Annotated in this window: 19 protein-coding genes, 1 pseudogene and 1 riboswitch; of the genes and pseudogenes, 17 read left to right on the top strand and 3 right to left on the bottom strand. The window is 67.0% G+C overall.

Annotated elements, in window-relative coordinates; translation table 11 throughout:
* The first annotated feature begins 327 nt into the window (after positions 1-327).
* From F1C12_RS21815 to F1C12_RS21760, 12 genes are all read left to right on the top strand, one after another.
* Positions 328-1,287 (top strand): hypothetical protein, encoded by a 960-nt coding sequence (locus tag F1C12_RS21815; protein WP_185279174.1) that lies wholly within the window; start codon positions 328-330, stop codon positions 1,285-1,287.
* Positions 1,274-2,422 (top strand): hypothetical protein, encoded by a 1,149-nt coding sequence (locus F1C12_RS21810; RefSeq protein WP_185279173.1) that lies wholly within the window; start codon positions 1,274-1,276, stop codon positions 2,420-2,422. Before F1C12_RS21815 ends, F1C12_RS21810 begins: the two co-directional genes overlap by 14 nt.
* Positions 2,423-2,469: 47 nt before the next feature.
* Positions 2,470-2,775, top strand: coding sequence for a hypothetical protein (locus F1C12_RS21805; protein WP_185279172.1), 306 nt, complete (start codon positions 2,470-2,472; stop codon positions 2,773-2,775).
* 19 nt (positions 2,776-2,794) lie between these two features.
* On the top strand, positions 2,795-4,117 hold the full coding sequence (locus F1C12_RS21800; protein ID WP_185279171.1) for a hypothetical protein: 1,323 nt from the start codon (positions 2,795-2,797) through the stop codon (positions 4,115-4,117).
* Complete coding sequence (locus F1C12_RS21795) at positions 4,114-5,625, top strand: SCO6880 family protein (RefSeq protein WP_185279170.1); 1,512 nt, start codon at positions 4,114-4,116, stop codon at positions 5,623-5,625. The genes F1C12_RS21800 and F1C12_RS21795 overlap by 4 nt, the downstream gene beginning before the upstream one ends.
* Positions 5,626-5,822: 197 nt before the next feature.
* Complete coding sequence (locus F1C12_RS21790; RefSeq protein ID WP_185279169.1) at positions 5,823-7,478, top strand: ATP-binding protein; 1,656 nt, start codon at positions 5,823-5,825, stop codon at positions 7,476-7,478.
* Between the two features lie 21 nt (positions 7,479-7,499).
* The gene (locus F1C12_RS21785; protein WP_185279168.1) at positions 7,500-7,934 is read left to right on the top strand and encodes a hypothetical protein; all 435 of its coding nucleotides are present in this window, start codon (positions 7,500-7,502) and stop codon (positions 7,932-7,934) included.
* 11 nt (positions 7,935-7,945) lie between these two features.
* Complete coding sequence (locus F1C12_RS21780; RefSeq protein ID WP_185279167.1) at positions 7,946-9,634, top strand: type IV secretory system conjugative DNA transfer family protein; 1,689 nt, start codon at positions 7,946-7,948, stop codon at positions 9,632-9,634.
* Positions 9,631-10,245 (top strand): hypothetical protein, encoded by a 615-nt coding sequence (locus F1C12_RS21775; protein ID WP_185279166.1) that lies wholly within the window; start codon positions 9,631-9,633, stop codon positions 10,243-10,245. Before F1C12_RS21780 ends, F1C12_RS21775 begins: the two co-directional genes overlap by 4 nt.
* Positions 10,246-10,265: 20 nt before the next feature.
* Positions 10,266-10,514, top strand: coding sequence for a hypothetical protein (locus F1C12_RS21770; RefSeq protein WP_185279165.1), 249 nt, complete (start codon positions 10,266-10,268; stop codon positions 10,512-10,514).
* A 69-nt stretch (positions 10,515-10,583) separates the two neighbouring features.
* Positions 10,584-11,618, top strand: a complete 1,035-nt coding sequence (locus F1C12_RS21765) for a hypothetical protein (RefSeq protein ID WP_185279164.1) — start codon at positions 10,584-10,586, stop codon at positions 11,616-11,618.
* A 159-nt stretch (positions 11,619-11,777) separates the two neighbouring features.
* Positions 11,778-11,915 (top strand): transposase, encoded by a 138-nt coding sequence (locus tag F1C12_RS21760; RefSeq protein ID WP_185279163.1) that lies wholly within the window; start codon positions 11,778-11,780, stop codon positions 11,913-11,915.
* 140 nt (positions 11,916-12,055) lie between these two features.
* On the opposite strand, the gene F1C12_RS21755 is transcribed toward F1C12_RS21760, so the two are convergent.
* On the bottom strand, positions 12,056-12,301 hold the full coding sequence (locus F1C12_RS21755; RefSeq protein ID WP_185279162.1) for a hypothetical protein: 246 nt from the start codon (positions 12,299-12,301) through the stop codon (positions 12,056-12,058).
* A 345-nt stretch (positions 12,302-12,646) separates the two neighbouring features.
* Positions 12,647-12,815: riboswitch (M-box (ykoK) riboswitch) on the top strand.
* A gap of 213 nt (positions 12,816-13,028) precedes the next feature.
* Here F1C12_RS21755 and F1C12_RS21750 point away from each other — a divergent pair.
* From F1C12_RS21750 to F1C12_RS21735, 4 genes are read left to right on the top strand one after another with little or no spacing between them, the layout of a single operon-like run.
* A complete protein-coding gene (locus F1C12_RS21750; RefSeq protein ID WP_185279161.1) occupies positions 13,029-14,666 on the top strand; it encodes an Nramp family divalent metal transporter in 1,638 nt (545 codons plus the stop codon).
* Positions 14,667-14,707: 41 nt separating this feature from the next.
* Positions 14,708-15,949 carry a magnesium transporter MgtE N-terminal domain-containing protein gene (locus tag F1C12_RS21745; RefSeq protein WP_185279160.1) on the top strand — a complete coding sequence of 414 codons (1,242 nt, stop codon included), beginning with the start codon at positions 14,708-14,710 and terminating at the stop codon, positions 15,947-15,949.
* Between the two features lie 52 nt (positions 15,950-16,001).
* On the top strand, positions 16,002-16,784 hold the full coding sequence (locus tag F1C12_RS21740) for an MgtC/SapB family protein (protein ID WP_185279159.1): 783 nt from the start codon (positions 16,002-16,004) through the stop codon (positions 16,782-16,784).
* Positions 16,781-16,942 carry a hypothetical protein gene (locus tag F1C12_RS21735; protein ID WP_185279158.1) on the top strand — a complete coding sequence of 54 codons (162 nt, stop codon included), beginning with the start codon at positions 16,781-16,783 and terminating at the stop codon, positions 16,940-16,942. The genes F1C12_RS21740 and F1C12_RS21735 overlap by 4 nt, the downstream gene beginning before the upstream one ends.
* Here F1C12_RS21735 and F1C12_RS21730 read toward each other — a convergent pair.
* Positions 16,939-17,831: pseudogene (locus tag F1C12_RS21730) on the bottom strand (IS5 family transposase). The gene F1C12_RS21735 and the pseudogene F1C12_RS21730 overlap by 4 nt on opposite strands.
* A gap of 372 nt (positions 17,832-18,203) precedes the next feature.
* Entirely contained in the window at positions 18,204-21,974 is a 3,771-nt protein-coding gene (gene mobF / locus F1C12_RS21725; protein WP_185279157.1) for a MobF family relaxase, read from the bottom strand.
* A 363-nt stretch (positions 21,975-22,337) separates the two neighbouring features.
* Here mobF and F1C12_RS21720 point away from each other — a divergent pair, with 363 nt between their 5' ends.
* A complete protein-coding gene (locus F1C12_RS21720) occupies positions 22,338-22,814 on the top strand; it encodes a hypothetical protein (protein ID WP_185279156.1) in 477 nt (158 codons plus the stop codon).
* The last annotated feature ends 26 nt before the right edge of the window (positions 22,815-22,840 follow it).

Genomic DNA, 22,840 nt, shown 5'->3' with positions numbered 1-22,840 from the left:
CTGCAGCTGGTCCATCGGGTCGACGGGGACTTGGTAGCCGTCGACCACGTCGGTCTGGTTGGCAGGGCTGAGTGTCGGGCTGGGGGGCGCCGACGTGCGGGGGTCTTCTTCCACGATCGTCCTTCCGAGGTGCAGAGAGAGCGAAGTCTTGCTCACTACCTAGATGGCGGAAGTGCGCAGTGATCCTCACGGCCCGTTTTCTGCGGGGCGGATGCCCCCGGGCGAACTCGCTGCGCACTTCCGCCATCTAGGTAATGAGGGCAGCTGGGCTGGGGCCTCCACCCCCGGCCCAGCTGACCTCGACACCGACCTGTGGAGGAGACCGGAATGACGAACAAGATCACGAGAACCCTGAAGGCGCTCTGGTCGACGAAGAAGGGCAAGGCAGCGATCTTCCTGGCAGCCTTCCTGGTTGTGGCGCTGACCGTCCTCGTAGTCGGGGGAGCGCTGGTCAACTCTCGGCATGCTCCCGCGGGGCACGCAGCGTCGCGCACACCCGGCCACGCCGCGAATCCGAGTGACCCCGGCACGGGAAGCTCCGACCTGTTCGCGACGTCGGGTCCGACACGAACGGGCAGCCCCCAGCCGTCCGCGGATGGAACTGTGGACATCGGCGGACCAGGCATCCCCGCTAACACGAACACCCTGGTCAATCCAGATGCCCCGGAGACCACCCCCGATCCGTCGACCGGACTGGCGGCCTTCCCCGCGCCGGTCCCGCACTCGAAGCTGACGGTGCCGCTGGAGCAGCGTTGGACTGTCCAGCAGTGCGCCTCCTCACGCGTCCCGGAGGCGCGCGCTTACGCGAATCAGCTCATCGGCTACCTGTTCACCTTCGACACTGGTCGCGCCGACTGGTCCGACTTCGTGACCCCGTTGCATGACACCTGGAACGAGACGGTCGGCGGGTACGGCAACGGTCCCGATCAGAAGGAGACACCCGGCAGCAGCTGGGACAACCGCATCTCCTCGCTGGGGTACTCGGAGCAGCAGTGGCAGCAGTGGGCAAACCGAGGAATGACCAGCGAAGTGCGTATCAATGCGGTCACAACGACGGCGGGCAACGGCGCCCGGCCGGCGACCACCTCATACGAAACCCGGCTGACATACGACGTCACGATCACCCGCAGCGTGCCCGGCATGGAGCCCCAGTCGGAGCAACAGACGATCTTCGTGGTCATGGTCGCTCCGTGCTCGGCCGAGTACGTCGTTCCTCCGGCGTTCCGGGACAAGCTGACCTCCCTTCAGATGGGCGACTTCGGGCGGGTGGGCGATGGCCTCCAGTAACGACAACGGCAGCAAGCCCCTGATCTGGGGCGGCATCGTGCTGACCATCGTCATGGCGCTCTCCCCGCTGGGCCTGATCGCTTTCATCGTCTTGGTCGTCGCGGGAGGCGCGCAGGCCTGCCAGCCGGGCGGGTCGGCGCCGTCCACCTCGGAGTTGAGCGCCGAACAGTCACAGAATGCGGCGACGATTCTCGGCGTCTCCAAATCGGCTTTCACCGATCCCAGCGTTCAACAGAAAGCGCAGATCGTCGCCCTTATCGCCGCTCTGCAGGAATCTGGGCTGCGCAACCTCAACCACGGCGATCGCGATTCGCTTGGCCTGTTCCAGATGCGCCCCTCCATGGGCTGGGGCACTGCCGAGCAGATCATGAACCCGGCGTACGCAGCCGGGATGTTCTTCCGTCACCTGAACGCCGTGTCGGGGTGGCAGGGAATGGAACCGGGGAAGGCTGCACAGGCGGTAGAGGTGTCGGCGTTCCCCGATGCCTACGCCAAGTGGATTCCGAAGGCCACCGCGGTGATCAACGACGTGGCCCCGACGATCCAGCCGATCGCGATCCCGGCCGAGGTCGGATGGACCGGCGGAAGCCAGGATGCCGGTGGAGGGACTGGCGGCGGCGTGCAATGCCCGGTATCCGGGGACGCGCGCGCACTCGCAGGCGAACTCGTGAAGGCGATCGACGCGGGCAAGCTCTACGGCAGCACCCCGGACCACCTGAAGGAGATCCGGTGGGTTGCGGAAGGAAAGACGGTCGCCAACTGCCAGATCGATACCCGCATCCTGCAGATTGCTGTCGCCGCGGTCCGCGCCTTTGACAAGGTCGGCGTCTCGGATATCAACCGAAGGTGCACCGGCCAGGTGGAAGGAGCCGGCACCGACAGCCTCCATTACAAGGACGGCGGCGGGCACGCGATCGACTTCTTCTCCATCAACGGGCAGACGCTCACTGGGGCGAACCCGCCCTCGCTCGAGCTGATTCGAGCGCTCGACAAGGCGGCGCCTGCCGAAGCGATGGGGCTTGGCCAGCGCCAGTGCCGGATGGCCGCTCACACGCAGATCACGTTCACGCACTTCGTCGACTTCAACGACACCTGCAACCACGTCCACGTGGACGTCGGTCGCTCGAACCTCTGACCACCCCGGGCGGGGCTCCGCTCATCACCCTCAGCAAAGGAAAGCAAATGTCAAGCACCGCAGTCTCCGAGGTCATCGTTCGCGACGACGTCAACGTGAAGCCGTCGAACACGTGGCCGTTCTTCAACTGGGTCGGCGAGCAGGCCGGCAACCTGATGACCTTGGGCTTCATCGTCATGGTCATCTTCCTGACGTGGGGAATCATCAACTGGGTCGGCGGCTCGAGTTCCGACAATCACCGCAAGGTGGTCGGCGGCAAGTGGATGGTCTTCGGGTCGATTGCCGGAGCGGTCGCAATCGCCGCCGCCCCCCAGATCATCAACTGGTCCAGCCACCAGAACCCGATCTCCTAAGCAGCGGGGGCGGACAGCAATGGATTGGCTCTTCGGTTGGATCAACAACCTGATGGGCGGGATGATCGTCGGCTTGGCGAACTTCGCGGCCGACGTGGTGAAGAACACGTTCAACATGGACTCCACCAATCTCGACGGAACCGTCGCAACGGCTGACCTTGCCGTCGGCACGGACGTCGGAAACCTCATCCTCTGGCTGGCCGCCCCCATCACCGTCGCGGCCATGGTGTGGCAGCTCATGCGGTCAGCGGCCGGAGGACGCCTCGACGGCGTCCTTCGCGCACTAGTCGGCGGTGTGGGGTTCGTCGTCCTCACCCGTGTGCTCTTCTGGTACGGGCCGTACGCGATTCACGGGTTCGACGAAACCACCACAGCGCTCATCGACTACTTCAATCAGTCAGCGGGCGGGATCACCGACTCGCTGATGCAGTCGCTCAATTTCACCTACAACACCTCGAACGGTCAGTGGGAAACCACCGGAGGAGGCGTCTGGAACGCGCCGTCCTGGATGGTCGGCGGCGCCGTCTCAACGATGGTCATCCCGATCATTCCGCTCATCGCCGTTGGTTGCCTCGCGCTGGGCGGCTTCCTGCTGATGGCGATGCTCGGCTTCCGCCGGTGGGCGCTAATCGTCATGATCGGCCTCGGCCCTCTCGCCTTCATGTTCCTCCCCACCGAGAAGGCGGGGCGATCCGTGCCGTTGAAGTGGCTACAGATCGCCGTTTCGCTGCTGGTCGCCAAGCCCCTCGCGGCGATCATCATCGCGACCTGCGCGAAGATGCTGGCTGCCAGCGGCCAGATGAACCTGCTCATGTTCAGCGTGGCGGTGATCTCCTTCCTCGTCGCGGCCGCCTCACCGCTAATCGCGATGAAGTTCTTCGGCTTTCTCGGCGTGGAGATCGGCCACGCTTACGCGCAAGCCGCAGGCGAAGGTGCCCTCCGGCAAGGGGCCAGCCAAGCTGCACAGACCGCCGGACAGGCCCGCCAGTGGATGCCGCGCAAGTCCGGTTCGGACGGAGGCGGCTCCAGCGACCCGGTGAAGCCCATCAAGAGCGCAGGCGGCCCCACGTCGACTGGATCCCCCGCGCCCGTTGCCGCGTCCACCGGGGCGAAGGCGGGCGCCGCCGGATCGGCTGGGGGCGCGGCCGCTGGCGGCGCCGCGGGCGGTGCCGCGGCCGCGGCCGGCCCAGTCGGCATCGCGGCTGGAGCCGCCCAGGTCGTCAAGGCCGGGGCGACCAAGGCGCGCGAAGGCTTCGAGGGAGCCGCCGATGCTGCGGGTAACGGGATGGGGACCGCGCCCCGCCTCGCCCGCCACCGTCCAGAAGAAGGAGCAGGCCTATGAGTGCCGAACAGATTGACAAGCCCCGGGAGGTCTCGTTCCCGGCACGACGCCGAGCCGGCTTCATCGGCAACTTCAGCAACCTACAGGTGGGAGTTGCCGCATCCGGCGTCGTGCTCGTCGTCGTGTGGATCATGTTCCACCTCGACGACCCGATCGGCGCGCTCACTGTGGCGCTCCTCCCGGGCTCAGCGCTCGTGGGCGTCGGGCTGTGGTCGGACGAGCACGGACACCCCCTCATCAACCGATTCATCGCACAGATTGGACACACGATGCGTACTCTGCTCGGACAGACCGAATGGCGTCGACCGGTCGTCACCCATGTGGAGAAGTCGAGCACCTTCCAGCTTCCGGGAGGTCTCGGCTCGATTACCGCATTCGAGACCGAACTGGGAGAGGCGATCTTCGAGGACCGGGTGCATGGCACCTTCATCGCCGTCCTCGCTGTCACCACCCCGGGATATGCGTTGCTGGATGATCCGCAGAAGCGGGAGCGCGTGGATTCCTGGGCTCTGTTCCAGTCCTCTTTGGTAAAGCACCCGGGTCTGGCGCGCATCCAGGTTCTCCTCACCTCTCGGGTGTCTTCGCCGACGGCGATTCGGGACTACTACGAGCCGCGTGCGTCGCAGGCGGTCAGCGGGTGGGCGCGTCAACAGTACGAAGTCCTCCTCGACAACGCCGTCGCAAATTCCCCGCAGCACGAGCAGTTCATCGTCGTTGTGCTTGACAAAGACCGTCTGGCTCGCGACGTCAAAGCCCAGGGCGGAGGCCGAGTCGGCCTCGCGAACGTCATGGCCCGCGAAGTGGACACCACCACTGGATCCCTCCGCGATTGCGGCATCACCGTCCGGTCCTGGCTGGGCGCGCGCGAGGGCGCCGCCGTCATGCGGAAAGCGTACGACCCACAGGCTGCCGACGCGATCGAGAACCGAACAGACGCCCGTGCCGGCGTGGCCCCGGCCAGCGCGGGCCCGATCTGGGGGAAGGAGCTCGTCGACCACCTGCGCACCGACGGCGCATTCCACGCCACGTACGAGGTCACCGAATGGCCACGCATCCCCACACTTCCGGACTTCCTCCGCGCCGTCACCACCCTCCCGTTCCAGCACTCGGCCTCGCTCTACTTCACACCGGTTCCACTGAAGACCTCCCGCCGACGCATCCGCGCTGAGCGGCGCAAGATCAACGCCAACCGGCTCGAACGGCAGCGCCGGGGCAACGACCGAGCGGATGACGAGTTCGAGATCCAGGAGCAGGTCGACATCACCCGGCGGGAGCAGGAGCTGGTTCACGGTTTTGGCGACCTCGAGTTCCTCGGCCTGGTCACCGTGACGGGATTGAGCAAAGAGGAGCTGGACGCGAACTGCTCCGCATTCACCACCGCCGCCGAGGGCCAGGGCATGGAGGTCCGCCTGATGTACGGGCAGCAGTTAGCGGCCTTCAACAGCGCGTCGCTCCCGCTGGCACTGGCCCCCTCGGCGACCTCCTCCCTTCGACGGAAGGCCAGCTGATGGAGCGCAAGTTCGTTGGCGTTGTCGTCCCGCCCCGAGAGACTCGGAAGCAGCGGAAGGCCAGAGAAAAGCTCGTGCGTGAGCTCATGGCGCCGGAGGTCGTGAAGAAAGCCGCGGCTGGCCCGACCGATCCGGTCCCTCCAGCATGGGGGGTCCGAGCCGCGCACTCCTGGTGGGGACCAACCTGTGTAAACCCGATGACTCATCGGGCCACCGCTCTGACCGCGTCGACGGCGTACCCGTTCCTGAACGAAGTCGGTCTCGGCCACCGCGGCGCGTGGATGGGCAAACTCGGCTCGCTCTCGGGCGGTGGCGACTTCGTCTTCGACCCGTACGAGCTGTACCGTCAGAAGCTGGTCACCGGCACCTCCATGGTCTGGATCGGCACCGTCGGCACCGGCAAGAGCGCGGGCGCGAAAGCCTTCGCCTGCCGGATGTGCACCCTCGGGGTCAAGGTCGCGGTCGCGTCGGACCCGAAGGGAGAGTGGGTTGCGCCTGCCCTGGCCATGGGCGGCACCGTCATCTCACTCGCGCCGTCCGGCGCGAACCGTCTCAACCCGCTCGACGAGGGACCACGGGATAGCCGTCTGTCCGACGATGAGTGGGTCGCGTTGGTGCTCTCCCGCCGACGGCTGACGCTGACAGCGATCATCCCGTCTCTGATCCACCGGGACATCAGCCCGCGTGAGCACACCGCGCTCGATGTCGCGCTGGTCGCGGCGATCGCGGCGCCCGCCGGCGAGACGGTGACGATCACCGACGTCTACAAGCAGCTGACCGACACGAAGGACGACCAGGCTCGTGAGGACGGCGCCGACATCGCGCACGGACTTCGCCGCCTGGTCCACGGCGACCTCTCCGGGGTTTTCGACGGCGAGTCGACCGTGAAGTTTGACGCCGATTCGCCGTTCGTGGTCATGGACACCAGCGGGTTCATGGGGGCCTCCGCGACGCTGCTTTCGGTGGCGACAACCTGCGTGGCCGCGTGGCTCGAGGCGGCGGTCATGGATCCGGCCGCTGGCAAGCGCATCGTCATCTACGACGAGGGCTGGCGGATGCTGCGCGACGAGCAGATGCTGCTACGGATGAGCGAGCAGTGGAAGCTGGCCCGTCAATATGGCCTGTGCAACTTGCTGATCATGCATCGGATCACCGACCTCGACATGGTGGGGAACGCAGGATCGGCAACACGCGCGCTCGCGCAGGGCCTCCTTACCGACGCGGAGATCCGCATCGTGTACCGCCAGGAGGAAGACGTACTCCCAGCGACCAAGGAAGCTCTGGGGCTCACCGACGCGGAGGTGCGCGAGGTTCGCAGCCTCGCGCAGGGTGTCGGCTTGTGGAAGATCGGCAAGCGGCCCTTCATCGTGCGCAACTACTTGACCGAGGACGAGTTGGAGACCTTCAAGACCTCCGACCGGTTCGAGGAAATCGGCTCCGTCACGCCCGCGGCCGCCGATCCGACAGACACCACCGGTTGGACCGCCGACCCGGTCGAGGAAGAGCCGAACTGGGACATTGAGGCAACGGGCCGGCACCGCATCGAGACGCCGACCGCCGCAGCTCCTCGCCCGTTCGTCGCACCGCCGCTGCTGAAGCCGGCCACCGGTTGGGAGGCCGCTGCAGACGAAGTGTCGGCGGCCGAGGAGTATCGCGAGATCGAGCTGACCGGCCGCCGGTCCGAGATCATCGCGGCGGCGAACCGCGCGAAGCACGCCGACCTCACCGACGACAGCTTCCTGCAGCTCGCCACCAACTGCATTTCTCCTGAAATCCACTCACAGACGACGTCGGGTGCCTTCTGCACTCAGTGCGGAGTGTTCCGTCCCGACGAAGCGCTCATCGCTAGCTGAACCCCCCAACGGAAGGCCACCATGCTCACATTCGCATCCTTGATCCAATGGACCTCTTGGCCCGCCGTGGCCGTAGGGAGCGCCGGATCGCTCACCTTTCTTGTCGCACTGGCGATCGCGCTACTTGCGAACAAGGGGCCGCTGCCCCAAAAGGCTCGCCGTGTTGCGCGAGCGGCGGCCGTGTGGTCGATCTCAGCGTTCATGTGGGCGCTGCTGGCGAAGGCGGCCACGGATATGCAGGCGCTGACGTACACCCTCGCTGGAGGGTTCGCGATCGCCATCATCGTCACGATCGCGTCGGTCATCTTCCGCATACTCGGTGGCCGCAAGTTCAGGGGCGTCACGCTTCGCTACGCGATCCTCTGGTCGGCCGGTTCGGCAGTCGTCTTCGCCATCGGCATGGTTTTGATCGCTTCGACGCCCGCCTGGAGCGGTCTCGTCGCCGCACACAGCTAGGGAAGGTTCGCATGTCCTCCACTACATGGAAGTTCCGCCTGCAGGTGGGAATCGCCCTGGCGCTGGCAGCTGTCGGCGCCCATCTTGCTCTGGCCATCACCGCCTCAGGTGTGCCGATGTTCGACCCGTCTGATGACGTCAGGATTCTGCTGGCCGTTGTCCTCGGTCCTCTATTTGGGGCGTCCGTTCCCGCCGGCGTCGTGCTTGCCCCGCTCCCGCTCTTCCTCGCCGTGCTCGCGGTGTTCCTTGGAGTGTTCGCTCTGGCGTGGTGGCTGATTGTTCGAGCGGCCCGTCGCGGTCGGCCCGGCCGGCCGGCGAAGGACCAGGGACTGATGACAGGCAGGCACCGACGCAAGCAGAACGCCCGGGACCTCGCCCTCCCGCATCCGTTCGCCTTTCTTGGTCGCAAGCCCTTCCACGCCACCAGCGAGGACTCGTTCTGTGTGGTCGCCTCCTCCGGTGCTGGTAAGACCACCCGCTTCGTCGTGCAGATGGTCGCCCGCGCCGCGGGCGCGTGCGTCACGACGTCGACGCGCCTGGATGTGTTTCTCCTGACGGCGTGGATCCGTGGACGGGTCGGTCGGGCGCTGACCTTCGGCCCGGAGTACCGGACACTTCTTCCCTGGAAGTGGCGCGTCCATTGGGACATCGTTGCGGGCTGCGAGAAGCCTGCTGTCGCGATGGAGCGTGCGGATGCGATCGCCAACGCCATGCCGCTGTCCGGCGACTCCAAGAACTCGGGGTTCTTCAAGGAATCGGCCTCGTTGATCCTGCGCTGCATGATGCACGCGGCCGCGCTCGGCATGCCGGGTAGCGACAAGAGGTACACGTTCCGCGACGTCATTGACTGGATGCAGGACCTCAGCATCAACACGCCGTTCACGATCCTCCGCGAGCACCCGCAGGCCAACCACCGCTGGTTCGGCGACCTCAAAACGTTCGCGCGTGGAGAAGCGGTGGAGACCCGCAACAACATGCAGCAGACCATCACCATCCTGCTCAAGGCGCTGGCGATCGACGAGATCCTCGACGCCGTGTGCCCGGCCGAGGGTGTCATCATGCTCGACCTGGAGCAGTTCGTCGCGTCCACGGACACCCTCTACCTGATGAGCAAGAAAAAGGGCCTGGCCGCCCCCGTCATCACAGCGCTCGTGGAGTCGCTGCAGTCGGTGGCGATGGACGCTGGCGAGCAGAAGCCTCTCAACCCGGTGCTCACGATCGTTCTGGATGAGCTGGCGAACGTGTGCCCGCTGCCGTCTGCGCCTTCGCTGATGACCGATGGCCGCGGGCATGGAATTCAGGTGGCCGCGATCCTGCAGGGCCGCAAGCAGTGCGAGCAGCGATTCGGAGCCGAGGGCGCTGACACCATCATCCGGCTCTCCTCATGCTTGCTGTTCTTCGGCGGTTCGCGTGACTACGACTTCCTCCGCGAGCTCTCCAACCTCGCCGACAAGCGCGAGATCACCCGGGAGTCCACCACCGACGGCCCCAACGGCACGTCGACCTCCGCGTCTACCCAGGAACAGGACGTCTTCACCGTGGGACGTCTCCACGCGCTCGAGGATGGGATGGCTGTCATGTTCTACCGCAACCTGCCCGCGGCAGTCGTACGCTTGCCGGCCTGGTGGGAAGGCAACGACGCTGCCGATTACGAAGCAAGCCAGGCACACACCCGTGACGAGCTGGGGCTGGCAGCATGAGCGGTCGCGAGAAGACCCCGCTCGGACCCCTCACCCTGCCAGGCACGGTCGCCGAGCACGAGCACCGTTTGGGCGCGCATGGCGAGGAGATCGAGTACCTCAGCGGTGCGGTCGGGTCTATCGGTGGACAGGTCACCAAGATCGTCGACTGGCTTGAGACACGGCCCGGCGGTCCCTGGTCCTGGCGGACGCTCGATCGGGAGGCTGCGAAAGAGCTCTGGATGGAGCTCTACGACTGGGTGAATTGGCTGCGCGACCGCTACCTCGTCGCCTTGACCGATGAAACCCACCGGCTCATCAACGACTGGTACAAGCACCCGGTCGCCGTCGAGCTGCTCACTGCTCTCATGGTCTCGCACCAGTACGTGTATCGACGCACTAGGGCCGCGCCATCCTTTGACCTCGTCGAGTGGCATGAGCGCTGCCTCTGGCCCACCTTCGCCCGCATGCGCAGCCTCGGATTGTTCCCGGCGAACCACCGCACGGACGAGCCCTGGACACCAGAAGCACCTCTCAAACGAGTCGATGACTCGGGCAACTTCGCGGATTTCCTTGTCAGCGACCTCGAAGGGCGTCCGGAGCCAGCGCCCGGCGGGGGCGGCGCGAGTTGAGCCCCGCCGATGATGCGACGGTGACCACCGTTGTCACCAGCTTCCGACCAAACTCCAACACGGAACAGGCGCGGCGAATCGGTGAGCGCGAGACAAACCTTGCCGGTCTGATCCTGCGCGGTTGGACGCTCCTCACCACCACCGCGGTCGACGCCAACGGCGCGATCACCATCGTCGACACTCTGATCCGACCATCCGCGCTCACACGGAAGGTAGGCGAGCCCTCGCCCGCGGTAGCGGCGTCGGGGCTTCACCTGGTCGCGAGTTAACGAGCTGGCCGCCCGTCCGGGCGGTCATCACCCCTGGACGCGTGCCAGGCAATCGAAGGGAAGGCCGAGATGAGCGATCGCACTATCGACGCAGGGTGGGAAGGCGAGGAGAGCCCGCCGACGACCGGATCTGTGGATGCGTTGCGTGAACTTCACCGGGAGGCACGCACCGACGTTGCAGTTCTGCAGGCGGCACTTCGGATGGCCGAAGAAGGTCTCGCCGCCCCGTGGGAAGCGCGTTCCCGCGAGGTTGCAGCGACGAACCGCCACAGCGCGGCCGACGCAGCACTCACGAGCCGTCGAGCCTACGTGGCGCCGCTTCGCGCGCAGCTCGGCGCCGACGCGGCGCGGATCATGCGCGCGGATCGGCGCCTGGCGGCGGCCTCGATCCTCTTCCGGAGGTTGCGTCAGCGGACGGCTGATCGGTTGCGCTCCGACGTCGCCAGCCGTAGCGCTCTTGCGCTGCCTGGGCGGAACGCCGTCGCACAGGAGTGGGATCGGTGGGTGACCGAGTCCACTGACGGTGGTCTGAAGGCGGCACGTGTCGCGGAACGTTCGGCTGCGGAGCAGCTGTACGCCGCTGAAGCGGCACGACGTGAGGCGCAAGCCTGGTGGGCGCAGAACACCCCGGAGAACATCGAGTCGAGCGCTCGGTTCCGCGAGGAGGTCGAGTCCCTGGACTACGGGCCCGTGGACGAGGACACGTTCGATCGCCGCGTGGTCTACGAACGGCAACTCGATGACGCACGAGAGCGGGAGAGCAGCATCGCGGCCGACCTCGGTTCCGCGGCCGTCACGATAGGCGTCGTCTCGGCGATCGCACCAGGTGCGGCCTCGGCCGTCGTGAGTGCGGTCGGGAGCTTCTTCGATGTCGACGACGCGGCAGCGGCAGCCGCTGTAGTGCGGCCGATCGCCTCGTCCCTGGCCATCTTCGGTTCAACGGGAAATCGCACTCTAGAGCAAGTGATGGGCACGCCATTGGGCCAGCTCGACGCACGAGTAAACGCGCTGGTGGATCCGGAACAGACCTCGGCGATCGACTCGCGCCCCGACGCTCCGACGCTCCGACGCTCCGACGCTCCGACGACGACGCTCGGCACCTAGAGCGTGTTGATCAAGTGGTTTCCGGTTCTGGTTGGCGAGTCTTGAACGGTGACGCGACACGAGGTCTCTGACGAGGTGTGGGCCGTGCTGGAGCCGCTGATGCCGGTGTCGACGGGGAGGTCTCGGCCGTGGGCGGATCACCGCTTTGCGGTCGAGTGAATGGCGTGGAAGTACCGAACCGGTGCGCCGTGGCGGGACGTGCCGGAGCGGTTCGGGAAGTGGAACTCGATCTACAAGCGGTTCAACCGGTGGGCCGAGGATGGCACCTGGGAGAAGTTGCTTGCCGAGGTGCAGTAGCAGTCCGACCCGGCGGGGAAGATCGACTGGGTCGTGTCGATCGACTCCACGATCACACGCGTGCATCAGCACGGTGCGACTCTCGCACGCACCACAGGGGCTCTGCCGAATCACAAGAATCCGTGGTTCGAGCCGCCTGATCACGGGATCGGACGGTCTCGCGGCGGGCTGACGACCAAGGTGCATCTGGTTGCCGACGGCCGAGGCAGGCCGCTGCTGACCAGCAGGTCGCCCTTGGCGAGGTGCACGCTGTGCTCAGCGTTACTGCGCTCACCGTGACCGTCGGTCGGCTGCGCCAGCGCGGGAGCGGCGACCGCGAGCGCGGCGACGCCGGCCAGGCCGACAGCGACGAGGCCGCGACGCAGCCCACGAGATTTCGACGACATCACTTCTCCTTCGATAAGACCTGATCGACGCCGGAGAGCTCACAGGGAACCGCGCCCCAGACGAACACACGCTCTTGGCGCGCACTGAACGCAGCACCCTCCGAAAGTGGCACGCGGGTGAACGATGCCGATGAACTGGCTATGAAGATCGGCGCGAGGCCTACGTGACTGAACGGGCCCGCCAGGTTAGGCGTGGCTCAGCTTGCTGGCGGCCGTCTGAAGTCCGCCCTACCATCGACCTGACGCCGTGAAATCGACGGGGTGGAAGCTCCGCCGATGGCTGCGAAAATCTTCATCTGCGTATATATGCAGATAAGCGATTTTCGGTGTACCATCACGTTTGTAGGTGCCGATCGTTAGCTGAGGCTCCTTCGCGAACACATGCCAGCGACCCCAAATGTCGAGAGACGCCATGGGTCAGGACAGGTCTCCCCGGCTTAAGGGGTGGCCCCGATTGGCTCCCGGTTCCCGGGTGACGTCGCGGAGTGCCAAAGGTCTTACGTGGAGAGGCGCCGCCGGGTTCGGCGGTCCTGGAGGCACGCGGGATCCGAAACGGGAGGTGAGCGATGAGCGAGTGCGATAGACGGGAGCCGATCGCTCCCTCCTCCCTGCTCTGAACGCGTCCTTCCGACCCGTTCCGGCCGCCGAACGCGGCCACCTTTCCTGCTCGTGCCCGCGACGGCGCGCGCCGATTCCCCGCGCGCCGCCGAAGAGAAAGCGATTCGCCATGCCCTCGACCATGCAGACCCCGCCCCCACAGAACGCCGTCCTCGATTCGGCGCACGTCGGCGATATCCAGGGTGCCTTCGGCACCATCCCCGTCGGAGACGACGCCGCACGGACCAAACTGTCCGCGAAGCTGAAGACGCTTCTGGCGATCGTGGGTCCCGGCCTGATCGTGATGGTGGGCGACAACGACGCGGGTGCCTTCGGCACTTACACGCAGGCCGGTCAGAACTACGGGTACAGCCTGCTGTGGACGCTGCTGCTGCTGGTGCCGGTGCTCTACGTGAACCAGGAGATGGTGCTGCGGCTCGGGGCGGTGACGGGGGTGGGGCACGCCCGGTTGATCCTGGAGCGGTTCGGGAAGTTCTGGGGCGCGTTCAGCGTCATCGACCTGTTCCTGCTGAACGCCTTGACCATCGTCACCGAGTTCATCGGGATCAGCCTGGGGCTGAGCTACCTGGGGCTGCCACAGATCCCCGGCGTCATCATCGCCGCGGTGGTGATCATCGCTGCGGCGTCCACGGGATCGTTCCGGCGGTTCGAACGGCTGTGCATGTTCCTGATCTTCGGGTCGCTGATCTTGGTCCCGCTGGCGTTCCTCGCGCACCCGTCGCTCACCGAGGTGGCGCGCGGGTTCTTCGTGCCCGGGCTCCCGGCCGGGGCGGAGCTGTCGACGGTGATGCTGCTGATCATCGGCATCGTCGGCACCACCGTGGCGCCGTGGCAACTGTTCTTCCAGCAGTCCTACATCATCGACAAGCGCATCACTCCCCGGTTCATCCCCTACGAGAAGGTCGACCTGTGGGTGGGGATCGTCATCGTGGTCATCGGTGGCGCGATCCTCATGGCCGTCCCGGCCGCGGTCTTCGCCGGGCAGCCCGAGTTCGGCAACTTCACCGACGCGGCCGGAGTCGCCGCCGGGATCGGAAAGTACGTCGGGAAGGTCGCCGGCATCCTGTTCGCTATCGCACTGATCGACGCGTCCATCATCGGTGCGGCCGCGGTCGGCCTGTCCACGTCGTACGCGCTGGGCGACACCCTCGGGCTCAAGCACTCCCTGCACCGCAAGGTCCGCGATGCGAAGGGGTTCTACGCGGTGTTCGCCGGACTGCTCCTTGTAGCCGCCGCGGTGGTGGTGCTGCCGGGCAGCCCGCTCGGGCTGATCACCGTCGGTGTGCAGGTCCTCGCCGGGGTGCTGCTGCCGTCGGCGACGGTGTTCCTGCTTCTGCTGTGCAACGACAAGGAAGTGCTGGGGCCGTGGGTGAACGGGCGCTGGCTCAACGTGTTCACCTCCGCGGTGATCGCGGTGCTCGTGATACTGTCGCTGGTCCTGACGGCGAGTGTGATCTTCCCGAGCATCACCAGCGGCCAGATCGTCCTGATCCTCGCCGTGGGTGGCGCACTGTCGGTGGCGGTCGGTGTCGCCTTCGGCATCTGGCGGCTGCGGCACCCCGCCCCGGCCGCGCCGGCGGTCGCCCGCAGCGACCGGGCCGGCTGGCGGATGCCGCCCCTGGCGCTGCTGAACCCGCCGAAGCTCTCGACCGGGCGCCGGCTCGGGCTCAGCGTCCTCCGTGGGTACCTGCTGATCGCGATGATCCTGGTCATCGTCCGGGTCGTGCAACTGGCCCTCGGCCACTGACCCGCTCACCCGCATAATTCTGCTGAAAGGACGTGGAAGTCATGAACGACGCAGTCACCACCGCCGACACCACGGTGATGCTCTCCCGCCTGCTGCGCGGCCCGATCCGCGACGGGCACGGCACCCAGATCGGCGCTCTGGCCGACCTGATCGTCCGCCTCGGACCCGAAGGCTACCCTGCCGTCACCGGACTGGTGGCGCGGGTCGGCGGCCGATCCGTGTTCGTCCCGGCCGAGAGCATCACGGAGCTCGGCGATGGGTCGATCACCCTCGGCACGGCCCGCCTGGATCTTCGGCCGTTCGAGCGGCGGCCCGGCGAGGTGCTGTTGAAGGAGGCCGTGCTCGGACACCGTCTGGTCGATGTCGAGCACGCCCGGCTGGTCCGCGCCTACGACATCGCCATCCGGTACGACGGCCAGGGCTGGGTGGCCACGGGGGTCGACGTCAGCGCGCCGCTGTGGCGTGGTCGACGCGACCATCCGGTCCGGGACTGGAAATCGTTCGACGCTCTGATCGGTCACGCGCCGTCGGCGGCGCTGCGTTCGCGTTTCCGCCGGCTCGACGGTCTCCGTGCCGCCGAGATCGCCGATGTCATCGAATCAGCGACCCAGAGCGAGCGCGCCGACCTGTTCGAGCACCTGCACGGCGACCCGGAGCTGGAAGCCGACGTCATCGAAGAGCTCGACGACGACGAGCAGGCCCGCGTGCTCAGGAGCAGGGACACCGCGGAGATCGCGGCGGTCCTGAGCCGCATGCACGCGGACGACGTCGTCGACGCCATCCTCGATCTCCCGCAGGATCGGCGGACGGACGTCCTGGATGCGCTGCCGGCTCCGCAGCGGGAGGATGTGCTGCGGCTGATGCGCTACCAGCACCGAAGCGCCGGCGGCATGATGGGCGTCGAGTACCTGGCTGTCCCTCCCGACACCACCGCCCGCGACGCCGTGGAGGCGGTGCGCGACGCAAGCATGCAGGACCAGGCGCTCACCACCGTTCACGTCGTCGACGCCGAGAACCGCCTGATCGGCGCCGTCGGCCTCATCGAGCTCCTCCGCGCCGACCCGCAAGCACCCGTCAGCGAGATCGCCGAGACCGAGCCGGTCGCGGTCGCCCCGTCGGACGATGCCGTCGCCGTCGTGAACACCATGGCCGACTTCAACCTGCTGTCGGTGCCCGTGGTCGCGGATGACGGAGAGCTCGTCGGCATCATCACCGTGGACGACGCCCTCGAGGAGTCCATCCCCGACGACTGGCGCGAACGCGGGCGTACCCGCGCCCCCTGATCGCGGAACCACGCGACCCGCGACCCGCCTGAGGCCTGAAGGAGCATCACCCGTGAGCATCACCGACCTGGACTACCTGCTGCGGCTGCTGCTCGCGGGCGGATGCGGCCTCCTCATCGGGCTGGAGCGACAGTACCGCTCCCGCACCGCTGGACTCCGCACCCAATCACTGGTCGCCGTCGGCGCGGCCGCGTTCGTCCTCTTCGGCATCCAGGCCAATGTGCCCCAGGCGCCGTTGCAGATCGCCGCGTACGTGGTCTCGGGTGTCGGGTTCCTCGGCGGTGGTGTGATCCTGCGGCAGGGGTTCACGGTGCAGGGGCTGAACACCGCCGCCACTCTGTGGTGCTCCGCCGCCGTGGGCTGCCAGGCCGCCGGCGGCCACGTCGTCCCCGCGCTCACCACCACCGGCATCGTGCTGGCCATCCACCTGCTGCTCCGTCCGCTGGGCCGGCTGGTCGACCGGGCGCCCGTGGCCAAGACGGACACCATCGGCGCCTACGCCCTCACCGTGCTCGTCGACGACGCGCGGGAGCCGGAGGTCCGGGCGCGGCTGAGCGAACTCCTCAGCGAACCCGACATCATCGTCCACGCCATGAGCAGCCACCTCGACGCCACCACGGAGAAGGGCCACGAGCTCTCCAGGCTCGACGCCGAAGTCCTCATCGAGGGCGCGGCGCCGGCGCTGCTCGACAGCGTCATCACGGCGATCTCCCTCGAAGACGGCATCAAAGAGGCCTCCTGGCGGTCGGAGGACCCCGAACCCGTTCCCGTCCAGCCCCTCGACCAGAGCCGGCTCGGTTTCCGTTCGCTCCTACGACGGCGAGGTGACGCATGAACGACCTCGACCTCCGCGCCCTCGTGCCGCTCACCATCGGACTCGTGGTGGCCGGCCTGACCGTGGCGCTGGCGCTCACCGACGCGTTGCGCGTCCGCCGGGCGCACGCGAAGCTCGACCACGCGAGCCGGCGCCCCCGGAAACCGCCGGGGCACTAGGGCGTGTTGATCAAGTCGGCCTTGATCCAGATCAGTGTGGCGGCGAGGCTGATGGCGGCACGGTAGTTGCGGGCGGTCTTGTCTGATCGCATCGCGGTGCCGCGCCATTGTTTGAGCCTGTTGAAGCAGCGCTCGACGACATTTCGGCCCTTGTAGCGCTCCTGCTGCTGATCACCGAACCCGATCGGCCGGCCCGGCCTCTTGCGCCGTGGGCGATCTGGTCATCGCGCTCGGGAATGGTCGCGGCGATCCCGTGTTCGCGCAGCCAGGCGCGGTTCGCATTCGACGGGTATCCCTTGTCGGCGAGCACCCGGTCCGGTCGAGTCCTCGGCCGGCCCCGCCCAGCGCGTGGGACACGAATGTCCTCGAGCACCGCGGTCATCATCGTGGTGTCGTTAACGTTGCCGCCGGTGACGGTCATGCCCAGCGGCCTGCCTCGGCCGTCGGCAACCAGATGCACCTTGGTCGTCAGCCCGCCGCGAGACCGTCCGATCCCGTGATCAGGCGGCTCGAACCACGGATTCTTGTGATTCGGCAGAGCCCCTGTGGTGCGTGCGAGAGTCGCACCGTGCTGATGCACGCGTGTGATCGTGGAGTCGATCGACACGACCCAGTCGATCTTCCCCGCCGGGTCGGACTGCTACTGCACCTCGGCAAGCAACTTCTCCCAGGTGCCATCCTCGGCCCACCGGTTGAACCGCTTGTAGATCGAGTTCCACTTCCCGAACCGCTCCGGCACGTCCCGCCACGGCGCACCGGTTCGGTACTTCCACGCCATTCACTCGACCGCAAAGCGGTGATCCGCCCACGGCCGAGACCTCCCCGTCGACACCGGCATCAGCGGCTCCAGCACGGCCCACACCTCGTCAGAGACCTCGTGTCGCGTCACCGTTCAAGACTCGCCAACCAGAACCGGAAACCACTTGATCAACACGCTCTAGTACCCGTTCAACTGACGACGGCCGTTCCCTGATTAGGGGAGCGGCCGTCTCTTGTTGCGCACGGCTCGGTTGGGGGCGCCTGCGCCCCGGAATCGGGTCGGAGCGTCGCCGCAAATGCCGGCGTGGACTCCACACCTCGTGGGGCCATGACCTTGGGAAGGCTACTCATGCCCACCATTGCCGACCGCTTTCGTCTGCCGCTCGACGCGACGCCGGAGGAACTCGTGCGCGAGGGGTTTGACACCCTTGCCTCCACGGTGAACTCAGCTCCGAGGGAGACTACAGACCGCACGGACGCCTGAGAGCCGACGCCGGACTAGTCAGATTTGGCGCTCCCGGCGCTCTCGGGTGTTCTCGTCGACGACGTCGGCAAGCGTCTGCCGGGAGGGCTCAGCTGTTATCTCGCCCACGCGGTCGGAGAGTGGTGTAGCCGTCGGAGGAGTCGGTGCCGCGTCCGAAGGCGCGGTCGCTGCGGTGCCGCGGAGCGCGCGGAGCGCGGCGACGGCATCCGCGTAAGCCGGGTCGTCATGAGCAGGCGGCGGCCCGATGGGAGTGTCGACGGTGATGTGGTGGAAGTCGCGGTAGGCGACGATGCGCGCCAGGTTGCGCCGCCAGAGCGCCCGCTGTGCGCTGTCCTCCGGAGCGTACCCAAGCGACTCCATCCACACAGGCCGCGCAGCTTCCACACGTTCAGTGAGCGTGTGAATGCGGTTCGCGATCAGGTCGGCCTGCTCGTTCACCCAGTCACGCACCGTCGGATCGTGTCCCACACTTCCCGGCGGCGGGGTGATCCACGACGGCAGTTCGATGGTGGGTGCGCCGGCGGGGTCGCCGACACGGTAGTGGAGCACCTTAGCCAGCGAACGAGCTTCGTTGAAGCCGTCGATCTCCCGGGTCGCCGTGGCGTCGCGAAGGAGCGCTCGCACGTCCGACCCCCGTGCTTCGTGCGCGGCAAGACGTTCGGCAAGAGTCGCCCATGCCGGGTCGTCAGTGATGCGGCTGGCCGCGTCGCGGTCCAGGACGCTGCGCACGATGATCTCCATCTTCATCTTGGTGATTTCGCCGAGGACGCGCACGTTGGCGTCCTCATAGACCGGCACGAGCCGCTGCAGCGAGTTAGCTGCTTCCTGCTCCTGCTCCAGCGTCTCGGTGGCGGAGAGCTCTGCCTGTTCGCGGGCGAGGACCCGTTCGAGGCCGTGAAGGATGGAGTCCTTGTCGCGGTCAGGGCTGTGACCGTCGGCGGCCAGAGTGTCGTCGGTGATCACGTACAGGTGGTTGCCTTGGCGGCCGCGCGTCGCCGCCACATACAGCTGTTCGCGGGCGGTTCCATCCGGGTCGATCATCGTGTGGGTGGTGTCAACGGTCATGCCTTGGGAGCGGTTGACGGTGGTGGCGTAGCCCAGCTCGACGTGCTCGGCCACGTACCAGGCCGGGAGGGTCACCACGCCGTCGTGGCGGATGCTCTTGACCTTCAGCGAGCCGTCGTCGCCGACTTCGAGGACATGCCAGAGGTCACCGTTGGCGACGAAGTCCTTGCCCTGGTTGGCACGCAACCGGCGGTTGTTGTCGCGGGTGACGATCCTGTCGCCGACGCCGGCGCGGTTGCCGTCGTGCAGGGTTGGGCCTTCGGCCGAGACGGTTCCGGCCGCGATCTTGTCGATGCGGGCGCGGGCGGAGAGGGCGACGACTTCCTCATTGGTGGCCGCCAGCATGAGCGCTTCCTTGCCCTCGGCTTCGTCGCGGAGGAAGGCGTCGTAGATGTCCTCCAGCAGCGTCATCCGGAGACCGCCGTGCGTGCGGCCGCGGGTGACGTAGAAGTCGAGTGCGGACTCCTTGCCGTCGCGGAGACGCAGGGTCGCGGCGGCTTCGTCCTGGTCGACGAACCGGTAGACGTGTTCGAGCGCGACCGCCCCGACTGTCTTATCGAGGAGCCGCAGGGTGCCGCCGGCTTCGACGGCGGCGAGCTGCTGGTAGTCGCCGAGCGCCTTGATGCTGGCTCCGTGCGCTTCAGCGAGGTCCAGGAGCTTGGCGTACATCGGAAGGCTGGCCATGCCTGCCTCGTCGATCAGAAGCACGGTGTTGGCGTCGATCCGGTACCGGTCGCTGGCGCGCTGCTCGGGCGTTCCGGTGGTGTGGATCTGGATGAGCTTGTCAGCAGTGTCGGCCTCGACGTCGATCTCCTCCGCCAGGACTGTCGATGCCGCGGCCGAGGGCGCGACGGCGAGCACGCGGCCGCCAGCGGCCTCGACGGCGCGAGCGAACGCGCGCATGGAGGTGGTCTTGCCGGTTCCCGCGGGCCCGATTCCGATGTCGATCAGTCCACCGTTGGTAGCGAAGTGACGTGCGAGTGCGGCCTGGGTTGGGTCGAGCGCGTACTTGCCTGCGGCGATCTGGGCGGCGTTCACCTCCGCGAGGGTCGCGTCGAATACGTCCTCGGGGACGCGGAATCCGGCGGTGGTCTGCGCAGCCTGGACGAGGCGTTCTTCCGTATCGAGGATGCGCTGCGACGTGTAGGTCTCACCGCGGTAGAGGCGGTAGATGGAGGACCCGTTGGCGAGCTGCAGCGCCGCAGGGACCGGGTTCGGATCATCTGCGGTCAGCCGTACTGAGAGGTCGACGGCGCGCTGCAGGAGGGCATCCCGGAAGGCGAGTGGGTCGAGTTCCGGGTGAGTCGTGAAGTAGGCGGCGACGGCGCGGTTGGCTTCGGCTTCAAGGTGGTCGATGCGCCAGGTGGTGCGCGAGCTCTCGACGCTCCGCAGGACGTACTCGGCGACCTGGTCGAGGTCCATCGGCTCCAGGAGGCGGGCGCGTTCGCCGATGTCGGCGGCGCTGAATGCGTCGTCGAGCATGGCCTGCGTACCGCCGACGCCGAGGTACTGTTCGGCGAATTGGGCTTCCGTCTCGCGAATCTCGTCCAGGCTGCGCAGCTGGTCCTTGGCTTCGCGTGTGGCGAGGTTCGCCTTCTCCAACATGGCCTGCTGCGCCTTGCGCGGGGGAGTGTGGCCGTGCGTGGTGACGTACTCCTTGACGAGCTTGGCGTACTCGTCCTCGATGGCGACGCGGCGGCTGGAGCGCGCCCGGCAGAGGTTCTGATCGACACCCGCAATCTCCGGCACAGGGCGCTTGTCGCGGCCGCGGCTGGTGTCGGTCCAGGCCAGCCCGAGGCGCTGCATGGACAGCACCTGGACGAGCATGTTGTACCGCTCGGAGGCCGCGACACCGAGGTTGTGGAGGATGCGTCCGTCCAAGCTGCGCCACTTGCCGTCGACGCCTTGGACCTTGGTGGAGACGGCTGCGTGGGTGTGCAGGTTGGGGTCACCGGATCGGGAATCGAAGTGCTCGAACATGGTGACGGTGAGCCCGTGGGTGTCCATCTGGGCGACCCCGCCGGCACCGACGCGGGTCTTACCGGCCTCCTGTTCGATCCAGTTGAGCGTCATGCGGACCGCGTCGTTGTGGATCTCGTGCAGCTGCTGGGAGCGTTCCTTGTCGGCCAGGATCCAGAGCACGGAAAAGCTCTTGGAAGGGGTGAAGACCAGGTCGTATCCGGCGACCGGCTGGCGGTCCTGCTTGCCGATCGTGGCAAGGAACCGGGAGACCTCGGCATCTTTCGGCGCCCGGCCCAGCTGCTCCTGCAGGTGGCTGGTGGCGAGGTCCCAGCGGATCAGATCGCGCTCGACGCCCGGCTCGGGAACGCGGCCGTGGGCGGTGCGGAACTCGCGGTACGCGGCGCCGACCATCTTCGCCCACTCGTCCGTGCCGGTCTGCGGCACCATGAAGCGCCGCCCCAACCGGGCGGCCGCGTGCGCCTCCTTGGCGCTCATCCCTTCGGCAATCTTCGCCTTGATGAACTCGTCCGCGTCCGGGCGCAGCCCCTCACCGAACAGGGCCTTCATCTGCTCCTCGGAGACCTCTCCCGACATTCCGAGCGCGGCCGCCCCCTTACCGAACCAGACGCCGGCGGGGTTGCCCTCGGCGGTGTAGTAATCGGTGAGGTCTTCGCCGCGCTTGCGTGTCTGGTCATGGGAAGCGACCTGCCGGGTGAGGTAGGTGTACCCGTCTCCGGCGTGGAGGACGTGGACTGTCATCATCGGCAGCCGCCCTCCTTTCGGATCAGATTCCCGGGCTTATCAGCCCTTTTGCTCCTGCTTGGCCGTTCCGCACACTGCTAGTGCAAGAGGTGTGTTGTTTCTGGTGTCTCAGTGTAGTTGGTCGCTGCTCTGAGGTCGGGTATCGCATGACTCGGCGATTGACTGTTGCTCTGGTGGTGGCTGCTCTGGAGGGTGAGTTGCTGGTGGTGCTGGCTGGTGGTTGCTGGGCTGTTCGGTACGCGGGGTCCCTTCGTGCTGGAAGTGGTGCGCCGCCTGCGGCGAGGGCCGGCGGGCGGATAGAATCGCGGCGTTAGGTGCTCAAGTGGAGGTTGAGCATGGACAACTCGATGAAGGAGTGTGCCCATGTCGGCAAAGACCACGAAGCCCAAGTCCGCCTCCACCCTCGCTCGGGAGCGCGCGCGTGCCGCGCGTGCGGCTCAGCTGGAGGAGCAGAAGAAGAAGGAAGCCCGCATCGAGGATGCGGCGACGGCGTACTACCTGTCGCTGGACAAGCTCGATCAGCTCGCGGCGCAGCGCGAGGAGGCCATGCGGGAGTTCGACGCGCAGCAGAGCGCGCTCGAGCTGCAGCAGGGGAAGGTGATCGCGGAGCTGCGCTCGTTGGAGACGGTCGCGACCATCGCGGACCTGCTGGGCATCAGCACGGCTGAGGTCACCCGACTGTCGAAGCTGGTCGACGCGGCGCCGGCCGCGGGAGCGCCAGCGGGGGGACAGCCGGCGTCGGATGTTGCGGGGCCGTCGTGGCCCAATGTCGTGACGTCGCAGGCTCCTGCGGAGGAGTCGTTCGAGTCTGAGGGCGACGGCGAGCACGTCGCCGCGTAAGCATCGGACCACGCTCACCACGAAGC

Source organism: Leifsonia shinshuensis, from assembly GCF_014217625.1.
Classification (GTDB): Bacteria; Actinomycetota; Actinomycetes; order Actinomycetales; family Microbacteriaceae; genus Leifsonia; species Leifsonia shinshuensis_A.
Note: the sequence above shows the minus strand (reverse complement) of the source record. Positions and strands in the feature narration are given on the sequence as shown.

What these genes read in the sequence shown, in the direction of transcription:
- F1C12_RS21815 (WP_185279174.1), top strand. Translation starts at nt 328, where the DNA reads ATGACGAACAAGATCACGAGAACCCTGAAGGCGCTCTGGTCGACGAAG.
- F1C12_RS21810 (WP_185279173.1), top strand. Translation starts at nt 1,274, where the DNA reads ATGGCCTCCAGTAACGACAACGGCAGCAAGCCCCTGATCTGGGGCGGC.
- F1C12_RS21805 (WP_185279172.1), top strand. Translation starts at nt 2,470, where the DNA reads ATGTCAAGCACCGCAGTCTCCGAGGTCATCGTTCGCGACGACGTCAAC.
- F1C12_RS21800 (WP_185279171.1), top strand. Translation starts at nt 2,795, where the DNA reads ATGGATTGGCTCTTCGGTTGGATCAACAACCTGATGGGCGGGATGATC.
- F1C12_RS21795 (WP_185279170.1), top strand. Translation starts at nt 4,114, where the DNA reads ATGAGTGCCGAACAGATTGACAAGCCCCGGGAGGTCTCGTTCCCGGCA.
- F1C12_RS21790 (WP_185279169.1), top strand. Translation starts at nt 5,823, where the DNA reads ATGACTCATCGGGCCACCGCTCTGACCGCGTCGACGGCGTACCCGTTC.
- F1C12_RS21785 (WP_185279168.1), top strand. Translation starts at nt 7,500, where the DNA reads ATGCTCACATTCGCATCCTTGATCCAATGGACCTCTTGGCCCGCCGTG.
- F1C12_RS21780 (WP_185279167.1), top strand. Translation starts at nt 7,946, where the DNA reads ATGTCCTCCACTACATGGAAGTTCCGCCTGCAGGTGGGAATCGCCCTG.
- F1C12_RS21775 (WP_185279166.1), top strand. Translation starts at nt 9,631, where the DNA reads ATGAGCGGTCGCGAGAAGACCCCGCTCGGACCCCTCACCCTGCCAGGC.
- F1C12_RS21765 (WP_185279164.1), top strand. Translation starts at nt 10,584, where the DNA reads ATGAGCGATCGCACTATCGACGCAGGGTGGGAAGGCGAGGAGAGCCCG.
- F1C12_RS21760 (WP_185279163.1), top strand. Translation starts at nt 11,778, where the DNA reads ATGGCGTGGAAGTACCGAACCGGTGCGCCGTGGCGGGACGTGCCGGAG.
- F1C12_RS21755 (WP_185279162.1), bottom strand. Translation starts at nt 12,301, where the DNA reads ATGTCGTCGAAATCTCGTGGGCTGCGTCGCGGCCTCGTCGCTGTCGGC.
- F1C12_RS21750 (WP_185279161.1), top strand. Translation starts at nt 13,029, where the DNA reads ATGCCCTCGACCATGCAGACCCCGCCCCCACAGAACGCCGTCCTCGAT.
- F1C12_RS21745 (WP_185279160.1), top strand. Translation starts at nt 14,708, where the DNA reads ATGAACGACGCAGTCACCACCGCCGACACCACGGTGATGCTCTCCCGC.
- F1C12_RS21735 (WP_185279158.1), top strand. Translation starts at nt 16,781, where the DNA reads ATGAACGACCTCGACCTCCGCGCCCTCGTGCCGCTCACCATCGGACTC.
- mobF (WP_185279157.1), bottom strand. Translation starts at nt 21,974, where the DNA reads ATGATGACAGTCCACGTCCTCCACGCCGGAGACGGGTACACCTACCTC.
- F1C12_RS21720 (WP_185279156.1), top strand. Translation starts at nt 22,338, where the DNA reads ATGTCGGCAAAGACCACGAAGCCCAAGTCCGCCTCCACCCTCGCTCGG.